The organism is Pseudomonas sp. NY15356 (assembly GCF_048068175.1).
Taxonomy (GTDB): Bacteria; Pseudomonadota; Gammaproteobacteria; order Pseudomonadales; family Pseudomonadaceae; genus Aquipseudomonas; species Aquipseudomonas putida_K.
This window is the reverse complement of sequence record NZ_JBLUPW010000017.1, coordinates 42,577-60,518: the sequence shown is the minus strand read 5'-3', so window position 1 is coordinate 60,518 and position 17,942 is coordinate 42,577. Positions and strand designations below refer to the sequence as shown.

16 protein-coding genes and 2 tRNA genes are annotated in these 17,942 nt (G+C 61.9%); 17 read left to right on the top strand and 1 reads right to left on the bottom strand.

Annotation, left to right across the window (positions count from 1 at the left end):
- Nucleotides 1-82 precede the first annotated feature (82 nt).
- The 3 genes from carB to ACNFCI_RS15020 are packed head-to-tail and all read left to right on the top strand — an operon-like array spanning nucleotide 83 to nucleotide 4,210.
- Nucleotides 83-3,304, top strand: a complete 3,222-nt coding sequence (gene carB / locus ACNFCI_RS15030) for a carbamoyl-phosphate synthase large subunit (RefSeq protein WP_084855485.1) — start codon at nucleotides 83-85, stop codon at nucleotides 3,302-3,304.
- Nucleotides 3,301-3,783: a transcription elongation factor GreA gene (gene greA, locus ACNFCI_RS15025; protein WP_003258067.1), complete on the top strand. Its 483-nt coding sequence runs from the start codon at nucleotides 3,301-3,303 to the stop codon at nucleotides 3,781-3,783. The genes carB and greA overlap by 4 nt, the downstream gene beginning before the upstream one ends.
- Nucleotides 3,761-4,210, top strand: a complete 450-nt coding sequence (locus ACNFCI_RS15020) for an MFS transporter (RefSeq protein ID WP_084855484.1) — start codon at nucleotides 3,761-3,763, stop codon at nucleotides 4,208-4,210. Before greA ends, ACNFCI_RS15020 begins: the two co-directional genes overlap by 23 nt.
- A 128-nt stretch (nucleotides 4,211-4,338) precedes the next feature.
- Here the strand turns inward: ACNFCI_RS15020 and yhbY are convergent, their stop codons facing one another.
- Nucleotides 4,339-4,647, bottom strand: coding sequence for a ribosome assembly RNA-binding protein YhbY (gene yhbY / locus ACNFCI_RS15015; protein ID WP_368829981.1), 309 nt, complete (start codon nucleotides 4,645-4,647; stop codon nucleotides 4,339-4,341).
- A gap of 102 nt (nucleotides 4,648-4,749) precedes the next feature.
- Here yhbY and rlmE point away from each other — a divergent pair, with 102 nt between their 5' ends.
- The 14 genes from rlmE (at nucleotide 4,750) to rpsO (ending at nucleotide 17,754) form a co-directional block, all read left to right on the top strand.
- Nucleotides 4,750-5,376 carry a 23S rRNA (uridine(2552)-2'-O)-methyltransferase RlmE gene (rlmE, locus tag ACNFCI_RS15010; protein WP_084855482.1) on the top strand — a complete coding sequence of 209 codons (627 nt, stop codon included), beginning with the start codon at nucleotides 4,750-4,752 and terminating at the stop codon, nucleotides 5,374-5,376.
- 203 nt (nucleotides 5,377-5,579) lie between these two features.
- Nucleotides 5,580-7,487 carry an ATP-dependent zinc metalloprotease FtsH gene (gene ftsH, locus ACNFCI_RS15005; RefSeq protein WP_084855481.1) on the top strand — a complete coding sequence of 636 codons (1,908 nt, stop codon included), beginning with the start codon at nucleotides 5,580-5,582 and terminating at the stop codon, nucleotides 7,485-7,487.
- 8 nt (nucleotides 7,488-7,495) lie between these two features.
- Nucleotides 7,496-8,347 carry a dihydropteroate synthase gene (gene folP / locus ACNFCI_RS15000; RefSeq protein WP_084855480.1) on the top strand — a complete coding sequence of 284 codons (852 nt, stop codon included), beginning with the start codon at nucleotides 7,496-7,498 and terminating at the stop codon, nucleotides 8,345-8,347.
- A 16-nt stretch (nucleotides 8,348-8,363) separates the two neighbouring features.
- On the top strand, nucleotides 8,364-9,704 hold the full coding sequence (gene glmM, locus ACNFCI_RS14995; RefSeq protein WP_324818005.1) for a phosphoglucosamine mutase: 1,341 nt from the start codon (nucleotides 8,364-8,366) through the stop codon (nucleotides 9,702-9,704).
- Nucleotides 9,705-9,770: 66 nt separating this feature from the next.
- Nucleotides 9,771-10,526 (top strand): triose-phosphate isomerase, encoded by a 756-nt coding sequence (gene tpiA, locus ACNFCI_RS14990; protein WP_368829982.1) that lies wholly within the window; start codon nucleotides 9,771-9,773, stop codon nucleotides 10,524-10,526.
- Nucleotides 10,527-10,530: 4 nt separating this feature from the next.
- Nucleotides 10,531-10,923 (top strand): preprotein translocase subunit SecG, encoded by a 393-nt coding sequence (secG, locus tag ACNFCI_RS14985; RefSeq protein WP_084855477.1) that lies wholly within the window; start codon nucleotides 10,531-10,533, stop codon nucleotides 10,921-10,923.
- Nucleotides 10,924-10,944: 21 nt separating this feature from the next.
- A tRNA-Leu gene (locus ACNFCI_RS14980) sits at nucleotides 10,945-11,030 on the top strand.
- Nucleotides 11,031-11,128: 98 nt separating this feature from the next.
- Nucleotides 11,129-11,205, top strand: a tRNA-Met gene (locus ACNFCI_RS14975).
- Nucleotides 11,206-11,335: 130 nt separating this feature from the next.
- The gene (gene rimP / locus ACNFCI_RS14970) at nucleotides 11,336-11,794 is read left to right on the top strand and encodes a ribosome maturation factor RimP (RefSeq protein ID WP_043210161.1); all 459 of its coding nucleotides are present in this window, start codon (nucleotides 11,336-11,338) and stop codon (nucleotides 11,792-11,794) included.
- A 59-nt stretch (nucleotides 11,795-11,853) separates the two neighbouring features.
- Nucleotides 11,854-13,335 (top strand): transcription termination factor NusA, encoded by a 1,482-nt coding sequence (nusA, locus tag ACNFCI_RS14965; RefSeq protein WP_070092245.1) that lies wholly within the window; start codon nucleotides 11,854-11,856, stop codon nucleotides 13,333-13,335.
- Between the two features lie 27 nt (nucleotides 13,336-13,362).
- Nucleotides 13,363-15,900, top strand: a complete 2,538-nt coding sequence (gene infB, locus ACNFCI_RS14960) for a translation initiation factor IF-2 (protein WP_084855476.1) — start codon at nucleotides 13,363-13,365, stop codon at nucleotides 15,898-15,900.
- Between the two features lie 115 nt (nucleotides 15,901-16,015).
- Complete coding sequence (rbfA, locus tag ACNFCI_RS14955; protein WP_084855475.1) at nucleotides 16,016-16,414, top strand: 30S ribosome-binding factor RbfA; 399 nt, start codon at nucleotides 16,016-16,018, stop codon at nucleotides 16,412-16,414.
- Between the two features lie 3 nt (nucleotides 16,415-16,417).
- Entirely contained in the window at nucleotides 16,418-17,335 is a 918-nt protein-coding gene (truB, locus tag ACNFCI_RS14950) for a tRNA pseudouridine(55) synthase TruB (protein WP_368829983.1), read from the top strand.
- 149 nt (nucleotides 17,336-17,484) lie between these two features.
- Nucleotides 17,485-17,754 carry a 30S ribosomal protein S15 gene (gene rpsO / locus ACNFCI_RS14945; protein ID WP_011532144.1) on the top strand — a complete coding sequence of 90 codons (270 nt, stop codon included), beginning with the start codon at nucleotides 17,485-17,487 and terminating at the stop codon, nucleotides 17,752-17,754.
- Nucleotides 17,755-17,942 lie beyond the last annotated feature (188 nt).

Sequence of the window (17,942 nt, the reverse complement as noted above, 5' to 3'; positions counted from 1 at the left end):
GGCTTGCGCCGCGCCCGGAAGCGCCTGACCCAGATTGTTCAAGACGGCTTGCCGACTGACCCGCGGATTTGAGTGACAACCCATGCCAAAACGTACAGACATCAAAAGCATCCTGATTCTCGGCGCCGGCCCGATCGTGATCGGCCAGGCCTGTGAATTCGATTATTCCGGCGCCCAGGCCTGCAAGGCCCTGCGCGAGGAAGGCTTCCGCGTCATCCTGGTGAACTCCAACCCGGCCACCATCATGACCGACCCGGCCATGGCCGACGCCACCTACATCGAGCCGATCAAATGGCAATCGGTGGCCAAGATCATCGAAAAGGAGCGCCCGGACGCGCTGCTGCCGACCATGGGTGGCCAGACCGCCCTGAACTGCGCCCTGGACCTCGAGCGCCACGGCGTGCTGGAGAAGTTCGGCGTGGAAATGATCGGCGCCAATGCCGACACCATCGACAAGGCCGAAGACCGTTCGCGTTTCGACCAGGCGATGAAGGCCATCGGCCTGGAGTGCCCGCGTTCCGGTATCGCCCACAGCATGGAAGAAGCCAATGCGGTGCTCGAGCGCCTGGGCTTCCCCTGCATCATCCGCCCGTCGTTCACCATGGGCGGCACCGGTGGTGGTATCGCCTACAACCGTGAAGAATTCGAAGAAATCTGTGCCCGCGGCCTGGACCTGTCGCCGACCAAGGAGCTGCTGATCGACGAATCGCTGATCGGCTGGAAGGAATACGAGATGGAGGTTGTCCGCGACAAGAAGGATAACTGCATCATCGTCTGCTCCATCGAGAACTTCGACCCGATGGGCGTGCACACCGGCGACTCGATCACTGTCGCTCCGGCGCAGACCCTGACCGACAAGGAATACCAGATCATGCGCAACGCCTCGCTGGCGGTGCTGCGTGAAATCGGCGTCGAAACCGGTGGTTCCAACGTGCAGTTCGGTATCTGCCCGAACACCGGCCGCATGGTCGTGATCGAGATGAACCCGCGGGTATCGCGTTCCTCGGCCCTGGCCTCGAAGGCCACCGGCTTCCCGATCGCCAAGATCGCCGCCAAGCTGGCCGTCGGCTACACCCTCGACGAGCTGCAGAACGACATCACCGGCGGTCGTACCCCGGCATCCTTCGAGCCTTCCATCGACTACGTGGTCACCAAACTGCCGCGCTTCGCCTTCGAGAAGTTCCCGAAAGCCGATGCCCGCCTGACCACCCAGATGAAGTCCGTGGGTGAGGTCATGGCCATCGGCCGTACCTTCCAGGAGTCCATGCAGAAAGCCCTGCGCGGCCTGGAAGTCGGCGCCTGCGGCCTGGACCCGAAGGTCGACCTGGCCAACCCGGAAGCCATGAGCATCCTCAAGCGTGAGCTGACCGTGCCGGGCGCCGAGCGTATCTGGTATGTCGCCGATGCCTTCCGTGCCGGCATGAGCCGTGACGAAATCTTCGCCCTGACCAAGATCGACCACTGGTTCCTGGTGCAGATCGAAGACCTGATCCAGGAAGAAGAGAAGGTCAAGACCCTGGGTCTGGCCGCCATCGACAAGGCACTGATGCTGCGCCTCAAGCGCAAGGGCTTCTCCGACCAGCGTCTGGCCAAGCTGCTGGGCGTGACCGACAAGAACCTGCGCCGTCACCGCCACAAGCTGGAGGTGCTGCCGGTCTACAAGCGCGTCGACACCTGCGCCGCCGAGTTCGCCACCGACACCGCCTACCTGTACTCCACCTATGAGGAAGAGTGCGAGGCCAACCCGTCGACCCGCGACAAGATCATGATCCTCGGCGGTGGCCCGAACCGTATCGGCCAAGGCATCGAGTTCGACTACTGCTGCGTGCACGCAGCCCTGGCGCTGCGCGAAGACGGTTACGAGACCATCATGGTCAACTGCAACCCGGAAACCGTCTCCACCGACTACGACACCTCCGACCGCCTGTACTTCGAGCCGCTGACCCTGGAAGACGTGCTGGAAATCTGCCGTGTCGAGAAGCCAAAAGGCGTTATCGTCCACTACGGCGGCCAGACCCCGCTGAAACTGGCGCGCGCGTTGGAAGAAGCCGGCGTGCCGATCATCGGTACCAGCCCGGACGCCATCGACCGTGCCGAAGACCGTGAGCGTTTCCAGCAGATGGTCCAGCGCTTGAACCTGCGCCAGCCGCCAAACGCCACCGTGCGCAGCGAAGACGAAGCCATTCGCGCCGCTGGCGACATCGGCTATCCGCTGGTGGTGCGTCCGTCCTACGTGTTGGGTGGCCGTGCCATGGAAATCGTTTACGAGCTGGACGAGCTCAAGCGCTACCTGCGTGAAGCGGTCCAAGTGTCCAACGACAGCCCGGTACTGCTCGACCACTTCCTTAACTGCGCCATCGAGATGGACGTGGATGCGGTCTGCGACGGTACCGACGTGGTGATCGGCGCGATCATGCAGCACATCGAGCAGGCCGGCGTGCACTCCGGTGACTCCGCGTGCTCGCTGCCGCCGTACTCGCTTCCGGCCAATGTCCAGGACGAAGTCCGCGAGCAGGTCCGCAAGATGGCCCTGGAGCTGGGCGTGGTCGGCCTGATGAACGTGCAGCTGGCCCTGCAGGGCGACAAGATCTACGTGATCGAGGTCAACCCACGCGCTTCGCGTACCGTGCCGTTCGTCTCCAAGTGCATCGGTACTTCGCTGGCGATGATCGCGGCCCGTGTCATGGCCGGCAAGTCGTTGAAGGAGCTGGGCTTCACCAAGGAAATCATCCCGAACTTCTACAGCGTCAAGGAAGCCGTCTTCCCGTTCGCCAAGTTCCCAGGTGTTGACCCGATCCTCGGCCCTGAGATGAAATCCACCGGTGAAGTCATGGGTGTCGGCGACAGCTTCGGTGAAGCCTTCGCCAAGGCCCAGATGGGCGCCAGCGAAATCCTGCCTTGCAGCGGTACCGCGTTCATCAGCGTGCGCGATGACGACAAGCCACAAGTGGCCGGTGTCGCCCGCGACCTGATCGCCCTGGGCTTCGAAGTGGTCGCTACCGCGGGCACCGCCAAGGTTATCGAGGCGGCAGGCCTGAAGGTGCGCCGCGTGAACAAGGTGACCGAAGGTCGCCCGCATGTGGTCGATATGATCAAGAACGACGAAGTGTCACTGATCATCAACACCACCGAAGGCCGTCAGTCGATCGCCGATTCCTACTCGATTCGTCGCAATGCGCTGCAGCACAAAATCTACTGCACCACGACCATTGCGGCAGGTGAAGCCATCTGTGAAGCGCTGAAATTCGGTCCCGAGAAGACCGTTCGTCGCTTGCAGGATCTGCACGCAGGATTGAACGCATGAGCATTACCAAGTACCCAATGACCGTCCAGGGCGCTCGCGCCCTGGAAGAGGAACTGCTCTTCTTGAGCAAGACCGAGCGCCCGCGCCTGAGCCAGGCGATTGGCGAGGCGCGTGAGCTGGGTGACCTGAAGGAAAACGCCGAATACCATGCCGCCCGCGAGGAGCAGGGTATGGTCGAGGCGCGTATCCGTGACATCGAGGGTCGCCTGCAGAACTCGGTGGTGATCGATGTCACCACCATTGCGCACACCGGCAAGGTGATCTTCGGGACCACCGTGGACCTTGAGAATACCGAGACCGGCGATCAGGTGACCTACCAGATCGTGGGCGAGGACGAGGCGGACGTAAAGAAAGGCAAACTCTCGAACAGTGCGCCGATCGCCCGTGCCATCATCGGCAAGGAAGAAGGTGACACCGTTGTCGTCAAGACACCAAACGGCACGGTCGAGTACGAGATTGTCGAAGTCAAGCACATCTGACCGGCATCCGCGGGCGCCATCCCTCGAAGGGATCCTCTGGCAGCTGGCCCAGGTCTTCTGGGTCGGCGGCCTATGGGTATTTCATGTAGGGCTGGTGCCGGCGCTCAAGGTGACCGGCCTTGCGCCATTGCTCGTGCAGGACGTGGCTGCGCAGATCGACCGCTGGTTGATCGGCGTCGCGTTGCTCGGCCTGATGACCCAGCTGGCGGTATTGGCGAGGGTGGATGGCCTTTCGGCCTGGTGGCGGCAGTTCCGTGGCCAGATGCTATTGCTCGGCTTCGGTGCCTGCGTCGGCTACTACACACTGCGCTACGGGATCTCCGTGGGCGAGCGGTGGCAGATGTTCTGTTTCCTGGTGCTGGGCTTTTCCGGCATCGTGCTGGTGGCCCAGCCCGTTCCGGTCAGGGCGCGAAAATCGCGCCATTGACCTGGCTATCCATGCCTTTGTGGGAGCCGGCTTGCCGGCGATGAAGGCATCGCAGTACTTGGCCCCGGCTGCGCCGGTGATCGCCGGCAAGCCGGCTCCCACAGGTTTGTACGGTTGCGTCCGTACCGTTACTTGTAACGGTGGATGTTGGACAGTTGCTTGTTCGGCTGCGGGTTCTTGCGGTAGATCAGCGCCTTCTTGCCGATAGTCTGTACCAGCTCGGCACGGCCGGCCTTGCACAGTTCCGTGATGGCGGCGGCACGCTCTTCACGGTCTTCCGAGCGGATCTCGACCTTGATCAGTTCGTGATCGGTCAGGGCGCGCTCCAGTTCGGCGACCACGCCTTCGTTCAAACCATTGCCCGCGACGATCAGGACCGGCTTCAGGTCGTGACCAATCGATTTGTATTGTTTCTTCTGCTCGTTATTGAGCGGCATAATCTGACCCTTTTCGTCTGATTCTGTAAAATTGGTGGCCATTTTACCCGAGGGCCACTGGCTCCGCCCAGTCAATCACGACGCATATCATCGAGGTGCCCTGTGGCGCAACGTTCCAAGAGCAGCCATAACTGGCTGAGAGAGCATTTCAACGATCCTTTCGTCAAGCAGGCGCAAAAGGACGGCTACCGCTCGCGCGCGAGCTACAAACTGCTGGAGATCCAGGAAAAGGACAAATTGATCCGCCCTGGCATGAGCGTGATCGACCTGGGCGCAGCCCCGGGAGGCTGGTCACAGGTGACCAGTCGTCTGATCGGCGGGCAAGGGCGCCTGATCGCTTCGGACATCCTGGAAATGGACTCGATCCCCGACGTTACCTTTATCCAGGGCGATTTTACCCAGGATGAAGTGCTCCAGCGCATCCTCGAGGCGGTGGGCGATTCGCACGTGGACCTTGTGATTTCCGACATGGCCCCCAATATGAGTGGTACGCCCGCCGTGGACATGCCGCGCGCCATGTTCCTCTGTGAGCTGGCCCTGGATCTCGCGACCCGCGTATTGCGCCCTGGTGGGGACTTCTTGATCAAGATCTTCCAGGGTGAGGGCTTCGACCAGTACCTCAAGGATGTACGCAGCAAGTTCGACAAGGTACAGATGCGCAAGCCTTCGTCCTCCCGGGATCGTTCCCGCGAACAGTACCTGTTGGGGCGCGGCTTCAAAGGGGCGTGAGTGACGTTTTGCGGGGCCTCCGATAGTTATTTCCAATCGGCGGTTCCGTCAGGATCGTCCGAACTTCGTGTAGTCTAGCTTTCACAAAGGGTTACAGACGGCGCCTGCGGATGCGTAGGTAATGTAGTAAGTTAGGGCGGTGAATATCATGCGAGGCACGGCAGCGTCGTGCGCCGGCCTCAGAGGGTAGCTAATTGAACGACATGGCAAAGAATTTGATCCTGTGGTTGATCATCGCGGCAGTCCTCGTGACGGTGATGAACAACTTCTCCAGCCCGAACGAGCCGCAGACCCTCAACTACTCCGACTTCATTCAGCAGGTCAAGGACGGTAAGGTCGAGCGTGTCACCGTCGACGGCTATGTCATTACCGGCAAGCGCACCGACGGTGACAACTTCAAGACCATCCGCCCGGCCATCACCGACAACGGCCTGATCGGCGACTTGGTCGACAACCATGTCACCGTCGAAGGCAAGCAACCTGAGCAGCAGAGCATCTGGACCCAGTTGCTGGTGGCCAGCTTCCCGATCCTGGTGATCATTGCCGTATTCATGTTCTTCATGCGCCAGATGCAGGGTGGCGCGGGCGGCAAGGGCGGCCCGATGAGCTTCGGCAAGAGCAAGGCGCGCCTGTTGTCCGAAGACCAGGTCAAGACCACCCTGGCTGACGTCGCCGGTTGCGACGAGGCCAAGGAGGAGGTCGGCGAACTGGTCGAGTTCCTGCGCGACCCGGGCAAGTTCCAGCGCCTGGGTGGCCGCATTCCGCGTGGCGTACTGATGGTCGGCCCGCCCGGTACCGGTAAGACCCTGCTGGCCAAGGCCATCGCAGGCGAGGCCAAGGTGCCGTTCTTCACCATTTCCGGTTCCGACTTCGTCGAGATGTTCGTCGGCGTGGGTGCCAGCCGCGTCCGTGACATGTTCGAGCAGGCGAAGAAGCACGCGCCTTGCATCATCTTCATCGACGAGATCGATGCCGTGGGTCGCCATCGTGGTGCCGGCATGGGCGGTGGTCACGACGAGCGCGAGCAGACCCTCAACCAGTTGCTGGTGGAGATGGACGGCTTCGAGATGAACGACGGCATCATCGTGATCGCCGCCACCAACCGTCCGGATGTCCTGGACCCTGCGCTGCTGCGTCCTGGCCGCTTTGACCGCCAGGTGGTGGTCGGCCTGCCGGATATCCGTGGCCGTGAGCAGATCCTCAAGGTGCATATGCGCAAGGTGCCGGTCGGCGAGAACGTCAACGCGGCCGTCATCGCCCGCGGTACCCCCGGTTTCTCCGGTGCCGACCTCGCCAACCTGGTCAACGAGGCCTCGCTGTTCGCCGCTCGCGCCAGCAAGCGCCTGGTCGAGATGAAGGAGTTCGAGCTGGCCAAGGACAAGATCATGATGGGTGCCGAGCGCAAGACCATGGTCATGTCCGAGAAGGAAAAGCAGAACACGGCCTACCACGAGGCGGGCCATGCCATCGTCGGTCGCCTCGTTCCCGAGCACGACCCGGTGTACAAGGTTTCGATCATCCCGCGCGGTCGTGCGCTGGGCGTGACCATGTTCCTTCCCGAGGAAGATCGCTACAGCCTGTCCAAACGCGCGCTCATCAGCCAGATCTGCTCGTTGTATGGCGGCCGTATCGCTGAGGAAATGACCCTGGGCTTCGACGGCGTCACCACCGGTGCTTCCAACGACATCATGCGCGCGAGTCAGATCGCCCGGAACATGGTTACCAAGTGGGGCCTGTCCGAGAAGCTCGGCCCGCTGATGTATGCCGAGGAGGAGGGCGAGGTGTTCCTCGGCCGCAGCGCGGCGAGCCAGCATGCCAGCGTGTCGGGTGAGACGGCCAAGCTGATCGACTCCGAGGTGCGCAGCATCATCGATCACTGCTACGCCACGGCCAAGCAGATCCTGACCGACAACCGCGACAAGCTCGACGCCATGGCCGAGGCCCTGATGAAGTACGAGACCATCGATGCCGACCAGATCGACGACATCATGGCCGGCCGTACGCCGCGTGAACCGCGTGACTGGGACAACGACGCCGGTACCTCCGGCAACCAGGCCTCCCAGGGTGATCGCCCGGAGTCGCCGATCGGCGGTCCTGCGGCTCAACACTAAGGGCATCTATGACTTCAAAGCAGTACCCGACCCGGTTGCCTTGCGGCAACCGGGTTCTTGATTTGTCCCGTACCCATGTCATGGGTATCCTCAATGTCACCCCCGATTCCTTCTCCGATGGCGGGCGCTTCAGTCAACGTGACGAAGCCTTGCGCCACGCCGAAGCGATGGTGGCGGCCGGCGCGACCCTGATCGACATCGGTGGAGAGTCCACCCGCCCTGGGGCGCGGGCGGTTTCGCCCACCGAGGAGCTGGAGCGCGTGGCGCCCATGGTCGAGGCGATCAACAGCCGCCTTGACGTGGTCATCTCGGTCGACACGTCTACGCCAGCCGTCATGCGCGAGTCGGCCCGCCTGGGCGCAGGCCTGATCAACGATGTGCGCGCCCTGGAGCGCGACGGCGCGCTGGATGCCGCCGCGGCTACCGGGTTGCCGGTGTGCCTGATGCACATGCGTGGCGAGCCGGGCAACATGCAGGACAATCCACACTACGACGATGTGTCCGTGGATGTGACGCGCTATCTTGAAGAGCGGATGGCGGCATGCGCGGCCGCCGGAATCGACGCCGAGCGGATCATCCTCGATCCGGGCTTCGGTTTCGCCAAGACGCTCGAGCATAACCTGAGCCTGTTCAAACACATGGAAGTGCTCTACCGCCTGGGGCGCCCGTTGCTGGTCGGGGTCTCGCGCAAGAGCATGATCGGCCTGACGCTGGATCGTCCTGTCGGTGAGCGGCTTTACGGCAGCCTGGCGCTGGCCGCGCTGGCCATGGCCAAGGGTGCGAGCATCCTGCGCGTGCACGACGTGGCTGAAACCGTCGACGTGGTACGCATGATTGCCGCGGTGCAGAACGCCGAATAAGAACATTGGAGTCCCTATGAGCAGAAAATACTTTGGTACCGACGGCATCCGTGGCCGCGTCGGCGAATACCCGATCACTCCCGACTTCATGCTGAAGCTGGGCTGGGCGGCGGGCATGGCCTTCCGCAAGCAGGGCAATTGCCGCGTACTGGTGGGCAAGGACACGCGCATCTCCGGCTACATGTTCGAGTCCGCCCTCGAGGCCGGCTTGTCCGCGGCGGGTGCTGATGTGTTGCTGCTGGGGCCGATGCCGACGCCGGCGATCGCCTACCTGACGCGTACCTTCCACGCCGAAGCCGGTATCGTCATCAGCGCTTCGCATAACCCGCACGATGACAACGGCATCAAGTTCTTCTCCGGCCAGGGCACCAAGCTGCCCGACGAAGTCGAGCTGATGATCGAGGAGTTGCTCGACCAGCCCATGACCGTGGTCGAGTCGAGCAAGCTGGGCAAGGTGTCGCGTATCAACGACGCGGCCGGTCGCTACATCGAGTTCTGCAAGAGCAGCGTGCCGAGCAGCACCAGCTTCGACGGGCTCAAGCTGGTGGTCGATTGCGCCCATGGTGCGACCTACAAGGTGGCGCCAAGCGTCTTCCGTGAGCTTGGCGCCGAAGTCACCGTGCTGCACGCCCAGCCTGACGGCCTGAATATCAACGAAGGCTGCGGTTCGACCCATATCGAGTCGCTGCAGGCTGCCGTACTGGTAGGCCATGCGGACCTGGGCATCGCCTTTGACGGTGACGGTGACCGTGTGCTGATGGTCGATCACACCGGTGCCATCGTCGACGGTGACGAGCTGCTGTATATCATTGCCCGTGACGCCAAGGAGCGTGGTCGCCTGCAGGGCGGGGTGGTGGGTACCTTGATGAGCAACCTGGGCCTGGAGCTTGCGCTCAAGGACCTCGATATCCCGTTCGCCCGTGCCAAGGTCGGCGACCGCTACGTGATGGCCGAGCTGCTCGAGCGCGACTGGCAGCTGGGAGGCGAGAACTCCGGGCATGTGGTGTGTGGCAATCACACCACCACGGGTGATGCGATCATCGCGGCGCTGCAGGTGCTGATGGCGCTCAAGCGTCGCGGCGAGACCCTGGCCCAGGCGCGCCAGGGGCTGCGCAAGTGCCCTCAGGTGTTGATCAATGTGCGTTTCGGCGCGGGCAAGGACGACCCGCTGGAAAATCCCGCCGTGCAGGAGGCCAGTGCCAAGGTCACCGAGGCCATGGCCGGTCGCGGCCGGGTGCTGCTGCGCAAGTCTGGCACCGAGCCATTGGTGCGCGTGATGGTCGAAGGTGACGACGAAAACCAGGTCCGTGGCCATGCCGAGGCATTGGCCAAGCTGGTTGGCGAAGTTTGTGCCTGAAAGACGCTTGCCAGCACAGTTCGGGTTGGGTAAGATCTGCGCCCACTTTGACCGACGAGGTAAAGCATGCGTCGCCCCATGGTAGCTGGTAACTGGAAGATGCACGGTACCCGCGCCAGCGTCGCTGAGCTGACCGAGGGCTTGAGCAATCTGGCCCTGCCGAGCGGTGTGGAAGTCGCGGTGTTTCCACCGGCCCTGTTCATCAATCAAGTGATTGATGGGCTGCAAGGGAAGGGGATCATCGTCGGAGCCCAGAATTCTGCTGTACAGCCCGAACAGGGCGCGCTGACCGGGGAGATCTCACCGGCTCAGCTAGCTGAGGTGGGTTGCAAGCTTGTGTTGATCGGGCATTCGGAGCGTCGCCAAGTCATTGGCGAGAATGACGAAGTGCTCAACCGCAAGTTCGCAGCCGCCCAGGCAAGTGGTTTGAAGCCCGTGCTCTGCGTAGGGGAAACCCTCGAGGAGCGCGAGGCAGGCAAGACGCTCGAAGTCGTTGGGCGTCAATTGAGCAGTATCATCGACGCGTTCGGTGTTGCCGCTTTTGCCAACGCAGTAATCGCCTATGAGCCTGTTTGGGCCATCGGCACAGGTCTGACGGCCTCGCCCCAGCAAGCCCAGGATGTGCATGCAGCCATTCGGGCGCAGTTGGCGGCGCTGGACGCTGAAGTTGCCCAGAACGTGCAGCTTCTCTACGGCGGCAGTGTGAAGGCGGCCAATGCGGCCGAACTGTTCGGCATGCCGGATATCGATGGGGGGCTCATTGGTGGAGCGTCCCTGAACGCAGACGAATTCGGTGCAATTTGTCGCGCCGCAGGAAACTGAACAAATGCTGGAAACAGTCGTAGTTGTTTTTCATCTGTTGGCGGCCGTGGCACTCGTAGTGTTCGTGTTGCTGCAACAGGGTAAAGGTGCGGAAGCAGGTGCATCTTTCGGCGCAGGTGCTTCAAATACTGTGTTCGGAAGCCAAGGTTCCGCTACCTTTTTGAGTAAAGTTACTGCTATACTTGCTGCCACTTTCTTTTTGACTGCTCTTGGGTTAGGATACTTCGCTAAAGAGAAAGCTCATCAGCTGACTCAAGCAGGTCTGCCAGATCCAGCAGTGCTGGAAGTCAAAGAGCAGAAGCCGGCAGTAAATGATGATGTACCGGTGCTCCAGGAGAAGAAGAGCGAAACCACCAACGCTGGTGATGTACCTCCTCCAACCGACGAGCAGAAGTAACGGGTTTCAAGAAGTAGTATTGCCGAGGTGGTGGAATTGGTAGACACGCAACCTTGAGGTGGTTGTGCCCATAGGGTGTAGGGGTTCGAGTCCCCTTCTCGGTACCAATTGAAGCATGAGAGCCCGCTTTAGCGGGCTTTCTTGCAGGTGGAGGTCGGATTGACCCTGTAACGGGTTCGGTCTTATACTTTCGCCCCAGCTTTGTCGCGGGGTGGAGCAGCTTGGTAGCTCGTCGGGCTCATAACCCGAAGGTCGTTGGTTCAAATCCAGCCCCCGCAACCAGCTTCAGCGGAGCCCCTTTTCAGGGGCTTTTTGCTAGCTGAACAGTTCTTCGCGTCGTTGTCCAACGGCGCTTTCAGGGATGGGCGCTTTGCCCATTTTTTATTTGCACAGCATGCACGAGGGGGTTCAGGTGTCGAGCAAGCTAGAACAGTTGCAGGCCTTGTTGGCCCCGGTGGTCGAGGGTCTGGGCTATCAATGCTGGGGGATCGAGTACGTTTCCCAGGGTAAGCATTCGGTACTGCGTATCTACATCGACAAGGAAGGCGGGATCCTGGTGGACGACTGCGAAGCGGTCAGTCGCCAGGCCAGCGCCATCCTCGATGTGGAAGACCCGATCACCAACGAATATACCCTTGAGGTGTCCTCTCCTGGCATGGACCGCCCGCTGTTCACTCTGGAACAGTTTGCCTCGCATGCCGGCGAACAAGTGAAGATCAAGCTGCGTACGCCCTTCGAAGGTCGTCGTAACTTCCAGGGCCTTCTCCGCGGCGTGGAGGACCAGGATGTGGTGGTCCAGGTGGACAACCATGAATTCCTGCTGCCGATCGACTCGATCGACAAGGCCAATATTATTCCCAGTTTTGACTGAGACGTGCCGGGCCCGGCGGACTATCCGGGCCCAATGGCTTGCGCAAGGCGAGGCGTACGATGAGCAAAGAAGTACTGCTGGTTGTTGAATCGGTATCCAACGAAAAAGGTGTACCGCCCGGCGTCATTTTCGAAGCGCTGGAAGTGGCTCTGGCCACTGCAACCAAAAAACGTTTTGAGGACGAAGTCGACCTGCGTGTGGAAATCAACCGCCACACCGGTAGCTACGAGACCTTCCGTCGCTGGACCGTGGTTGACGAAGCCGATCTGGACGATCCGGCAATCGAGACCTGGTTGAGCAAGATCCACGAGACCCACCCGGATGCCAAGGTCGGTGACGTGATCGAGGAGAAGATCGAGTCGATCGAATTCGGCCGCATCGCCGCCCAGACCGCCAAACAGGTGATCGTGCAGAAGGTTCGCGAAGCCGAGCGCGCCCAGGTGGTCGACGCCTACCGCGAACGTGTTGGCGAGATCATCTCCGGCACGGTCAAGAAGGTGACCCGCGACAACGTCATCGTCGACCTGGGCAACAACGCCGAAGCGTTGCTGGCCCGTGAAGACATCATTCCACGTGAGACCTTCCGTGTCGGCGTGCGCCTGCGCGCACTGCTCAAGGAGATCCGCACCGAGAACCGCGGCCCGCAGCTGATCCTGTCGCGCACCGCGCCTCAGATGCTGATCGAGCTGTTCCGCATCGAAGTGCCGGAAATCGCCGAAGGCCTCATCGAAGTCATGGCCGCCTCCCGTGATCCGGGGTCGCGTGCCAAGATCGCCGTCCGCTCCAAGGACAAGCGCATCGACCCGCAAGGTGCCTGCATCGGCATGCGCGGTTCGCGCGTCCAGGCCGTATCCGGCGAGCTGGGCGGTGAGCGTGTGGATATCGTCCTGTGGGACGAGAACCCGGCGCAATTCGTCATCAACGCCATGTCGCCTGCCGAGGTTGCAGCGATCATCGTTGACGAGGACGCCCATGCGATGGACATTGCCGTCGCCGAAGACAACCTGGCCCAGGCCATTGGCCGTGGCGGTCAGAACGTTCGCCTGGCCAGTCAGCTGACCGGCTGGACCCTGAACGTGATGACCGAAAAGGATATCCAGGCCAAGCAACAAGCAGAAACCGGCGACATCCTGCGCAACTTTATCGAGGAACTGGAAGTCGACGAGGAGCTGGCCCAAGTGCTGGTCGACGAAGGCTTTACCAGCCTCGAAGAAATTGCCTACGTACCGTTGGAAGAAATGCTCAACATCGATGGCTTTGACGAGGACATCGTCAATGAGCTTCGCGCTCGTGCCAAGGACCGTTTGTTGACCAAGGCCATCGCTACCGAAGAAAAACTGGCAGACGCCCACCCGGCCGACGACCTGCTCTCCCTCGAGGGCATGGACAAGGACCTGGCGGCGGAACTGGCGGTGCGCGGCGTGGTTAACCGCGAAGACCTGGCCGAGCAGTCGATTGACGATCTGCTCGACATCGACGGCATCGACGAAGAGCGTGCCGGCAAGTTGATCATGGCCGCCCGAGCCCACTGGTTCGAGTAATTAGGCGTGGCCTGAGGAGAGAAGTGCATGACGCAAGTCACGGTGAAAGAGCTGGCCCAAGAGGTCGAGGCACCGGTAGAGCGCCTGCTGCAGCAGATGCGTGAGGCAGGTCTGCCGCACACCGACGCCGGTCAGGTAGTGACCGACAATGAAAAGCAGGTTCTGTTGACTCATTTGAAGAGCAGCCACAAGAGCAAGGCGGAAGAGCCGCGCAAGATCACCTTGCAGCGCAAGACCACCAGCACCCTGCGTGTCGCCGGTAGCAAGAGCATCAGCGTAGAAGTACGCAAGAAGAAAGTATTCGTGCAGCGCAGCCCGGAAGAAATCCAGGCTGAGCAGAAGCGTGAGCTGGAAGAGCGTCGTGCAGCCGAAAACGCTGCTCGCGAGAAAGCCGACGCTGAAGCGCGCCAGCGCGCCGAAGAGCAGGCTCGTCGCCAGGCTGCCGAAACCGCGTCCGCGGCCCCTGCGGCCAAGGCTGAGCCGGCTCCGGCGCCTGTTGCCGCACCGGTAGTGGCCGAGGCCCCGGTCTCCGAAGACGCAGCGGCCCGTGCCGCCGAGCGCAAGAAGGACGAGACCCGCCGCAACGAAAGCCGTACCCGTGACGACGACCGTCGCGGGGGTGGCGAGCGCCGTGGCGAAGCCCCGCGCGTTTCGATCAAGGTCAAGGTCAAGGAAAAGGAAAAAGCGCCTACGCCTCGCGCAGCGCCTCGTACCACCGACGAAGAGAGCGATGGTTTCCGTCGCGGTCGCGGTGGCAAGGGCAAGCCGAAGAAGCGCAACCAGCACGGCTTCCAGAACCCGACCGGTCCAGTCATCCGTGACGTGACCATCGGTGAGACCATCACGGTTTCGGAACTGGCGCAGCAGATGTCGATCAAGGCTGCTGAAGTCGTCAAGTTCATGTTCAAGCTGGGTACCCCGGTCACCATCAACCAGGTGCTCGACCAGGAAACCGCCCAGCTGGTAGCCGAGGAACTGGGCCACAAGGTAACCCTGATCAGCGACACCGCCCTGGAAGACTCCCTGGCCGAATCGCTGAAGTTCGAAGGTGAAGTCGAGCCGCGTGCACCGGTCGTGACCGTCATGGGCCACGTCGACCACGGTAAGACCTCGCTGCTCGACTATATCCGTCGTGCCAAGGTTGCCGCTGGCGAGGCCGGTGGTATCACCCAGCACATCGGTGCCTACCACGTGGAAACCGACCGCGGCATGGTCACCTTCCTCGACACCCCGGGCCACGCCGCGTTTACCGCGATGCGTGCCCGTGGTGCCAAGGCCACCGACATCGTCATCCTGGTGGTGGCGGCGGACGACGGCGTGATGCCGCAGACCCGCGAAGCGGTACAGCACGCCAAGGCTGCCGGCGTTCCGCTGGTGGTCGCGGTGAACAAGATCGACAAGCCGGGTGCCGATATCGACCGCATCCGTAACGAGCTGGCCGTCGAAGGCGTGACCTCCGAGGACTGGGGTGGCGATACCCCGTTCGTCAAGGTCTCCGCGAAGATGGGTACCGGCGTCGACGAACTGCTCGAAGCCGTGCTGCTGCAGGCCGAGATTCTCGAGCTCACCGCTACCCCGACCGCTCCAGGTCGTGGTGTCGTGGTCGAGTCGCGCCTGGACAAGGGCCGTGGCCCGGTGGCGACCATCCTGGTTCAGGACGGTACCCTGCGTCAGGGCGACATGGTCCTGGTCGGCTCGAACTATGGCCGCGTGCGTGCCATGCTCGACGAAAACGGCAAACCTGTGAAGGAAGCTGGCCCGGCGATCCCGGTCGAGATCCTCGGCCTGGATGGCACGCCTGAAGCCGGTGACGAGATGTCCGTGGTCGCCGACGAGAAGAAGGCCCGCGAGGTTGCCCTGTTCCGTCAAGGCAAGTACCGCGAGGTCAAGCTGGCCCGTGCCCACGCCGGCAAGCTGGAAAACATCTTCGAGACCATGGGTCAGGAAGAGAAGAAGACCCTCAACATCGTCCTCAAGACCGATGTTCGCGGTTCCCTCGAAGCGCTGCAGGGCTCGCTCAGCGGCCTGGGCAACGACGAAGTGCAGGTCCGTGTGGTCGGCGGCGGTGTCGGTGGTATCACCGAGAGCGATGCCAACCTGGCCCTGGCGTCCAACGCGGTGCTGTTCGGCTTCAACGTGCGTGCCGATGCCGGTGCGCGCAAGATCGTCGAGCAGGAAGGTCTGGATATGCGTTACTACAACGTGATCTACGACATCATCGAAGACGTCAAGAAGGCACTGACCGGCATGCTCGGCAGCGATGTTCGCGAGAACATCCTGGGCGTCGCCGAAGTGCGTGACGTGTTCCGCTCGCCGAAGTTCGGCGCCATTGCCGGCTGCATGGTCATTGAAGGTACCGTGTACCGCAACCGTCCGATCCGCGTACTGCGCGAAGACGTGGTGATCTTCGAAGGCGAACTGGAATCGCTGCGTCGCTTCAAGGACGACGCCTCCGAAGTGCGTAACGGCATGGAGTGCGGTATCGGCGTCAAGAGCTACAACGACGTCAAGGTCGGCGACAAGATCGAAGTCTTCGAGAAAGTCCAGGTGGCTCGTACCCTGTAAGGGGCGAGCGTGGCGCAGCCCCCGCCCCAGGGCGGCTGGCAGCGCCTCTGAAGGTAGCGCCCGGTCAGGCTTGAGCCTGTCCGGGCGTTTGCCGCTTTAGTTACAGGTAGCAAGAATGGCAAAAGAATATAGCCGTACCCAACGCATCGGCGATCAGATGCAGCGTGAGCTGGCCGAGCTGATCCGTCGTGAAGTCAAGGATCCGCGAGTTGGCCTGGTGACCATCACCGCCGTGGATGTCAGTCGCGACCTGGGCCATGCCAAGGTCTTCATTACCGTCATGGGCCAGGACGGTGCCGATGCCGTGCAGCAGACGCTCAAGGCGCTCAACAGCGCCGCAAGCTTCCTGCGCCTGCACTTGGGCCGTGTCATGCAATTGCGTAGCGTGCCGCAGCTGCACTTCCACTTCGATGAAAGTGTCAGCCGGGGTGCCCACCTGTCGGCGCTGATCGAGCGGGCCGTGGCTGAGGATCGCCTGCACAAGGATGCCGACAAAGCGGACGCCGAGGAGTAACCGGTGGCCCAGGTCAAACGAATCCGCCGCAATGTCAGCGGCATCATCCTGCTGGACAAGCCGCTGGGGTTCACCTCCAACGCCGCCTTGCAGAAAGTCCGTTGGCTGCTCAATGCCGAAAAGGCCGGCCACACTGGCAGTCTCGACCCCTTGGCCACCGGCGTGCTGCCGCTGTGCTTCGGCGAAGCCACCAAGTTCTCCCAGTACCTGCTCGATTCCGACAAGGGCTACGAGACGGTCATGCAGTTGGGGCAGACGACCAGCACCGGCGATGCCGAGGGCGAAGTTCTGCAGACCCGCGAGGTGACCGTTGGTCGTGCCGACATCGAGGCCGTGCTGCCGCGTTTTCGCGGTCAAATCAGCCAGATTCCGCCGATGTACTCGGCCCTCAAGCGTGACGGCCAGCCGTTGTACAAACTGGCGCGTGCAGGAGAGGTAGTGGAGCGCGAGGCGCGTTCTGTTACTATTAGCCGCTTGGAGTTGCTCGAGTGCGAAGGCACCCGGGTTCGCCTGTCGGTTGGTTGCAGCAAAGGCACCTATATCCGCACCCTGGTGGAGGATATCGGTGAGGCGCTGGGCTGTGGTGCCTATGTCGCCGAATTGCGCCGTACCCAGGCCGGCCCGTTCGAACTGGCCCAGACCGTGACCCTCGAGGCCCTTGAGCAGGCCCATGCAGACGGCGGCAACGAAGCGCTCGATCGCTTCCTGATGCCGTCCGACAGTGGGTTGCAGGACTGGCCGCTGGTGCGTCTCTCCGAGCACAGTGCGTTCTACTGGCTGCATGGCCAGGCTGTTCGCGCCCCGGATGCCCCGCAGTTCGGCATGGTCCGGGTACAGGATCACAATGCACGCTTCATCGGTATCGGTGAAGTGAGCGAAGACGGGCGTATTGCGCCGCGTCGACTGATTCGGTCGGAATGATCGAAATCGCAGGCCGAGGCCCCGGCCGAAACCTGCGGAACCGAGGGTGGCTGTCAATAGGCACGGTCACTCCTCTTCTCATTAATACAGGGACTTGTCCCTGGCCTATTGGAGACCGTTCGCGGGATCCGTTTATCAGGAGAAGCCAAATGGCCCTCAGCGTCGAAGAAAAAGCTCAGATCGTTGCCGAATACCAGCAAGCCGCCGGCGATACCGGTAGCCCGGAAGTGCAGGTTGCTCTGCTGACCGCCAACATCAACAAGCTGCAAGGCCACTTCAAGGCCAACGAGAAAGACCACCACTCCCGTCGTGGCCTGATCCGTATGGTCAACCAGCGTCGTAAGCTGCTGGACTACCTGAAGGGCAAAGACACCACTCGTTACAGCGCCCTGATCGGTCGCCTGGGCCTGCGTCGCTAATAGCGTCCTGGCCAGTGGTGTGCATGGCGTGTCGCATGTTTCGGGAATGCTGCCTGGCAGCATTCGCGTCAGGCACGCCACGCGTATCTCCGAGGTTGGCAGCCTGGCTGTGCTGAGCGGATTTTCCGCCCGGCGGTCAGGCTCCCAGCCTCGTGTTGTATCTGGACGGTCAATGGGGCCGATTCCCC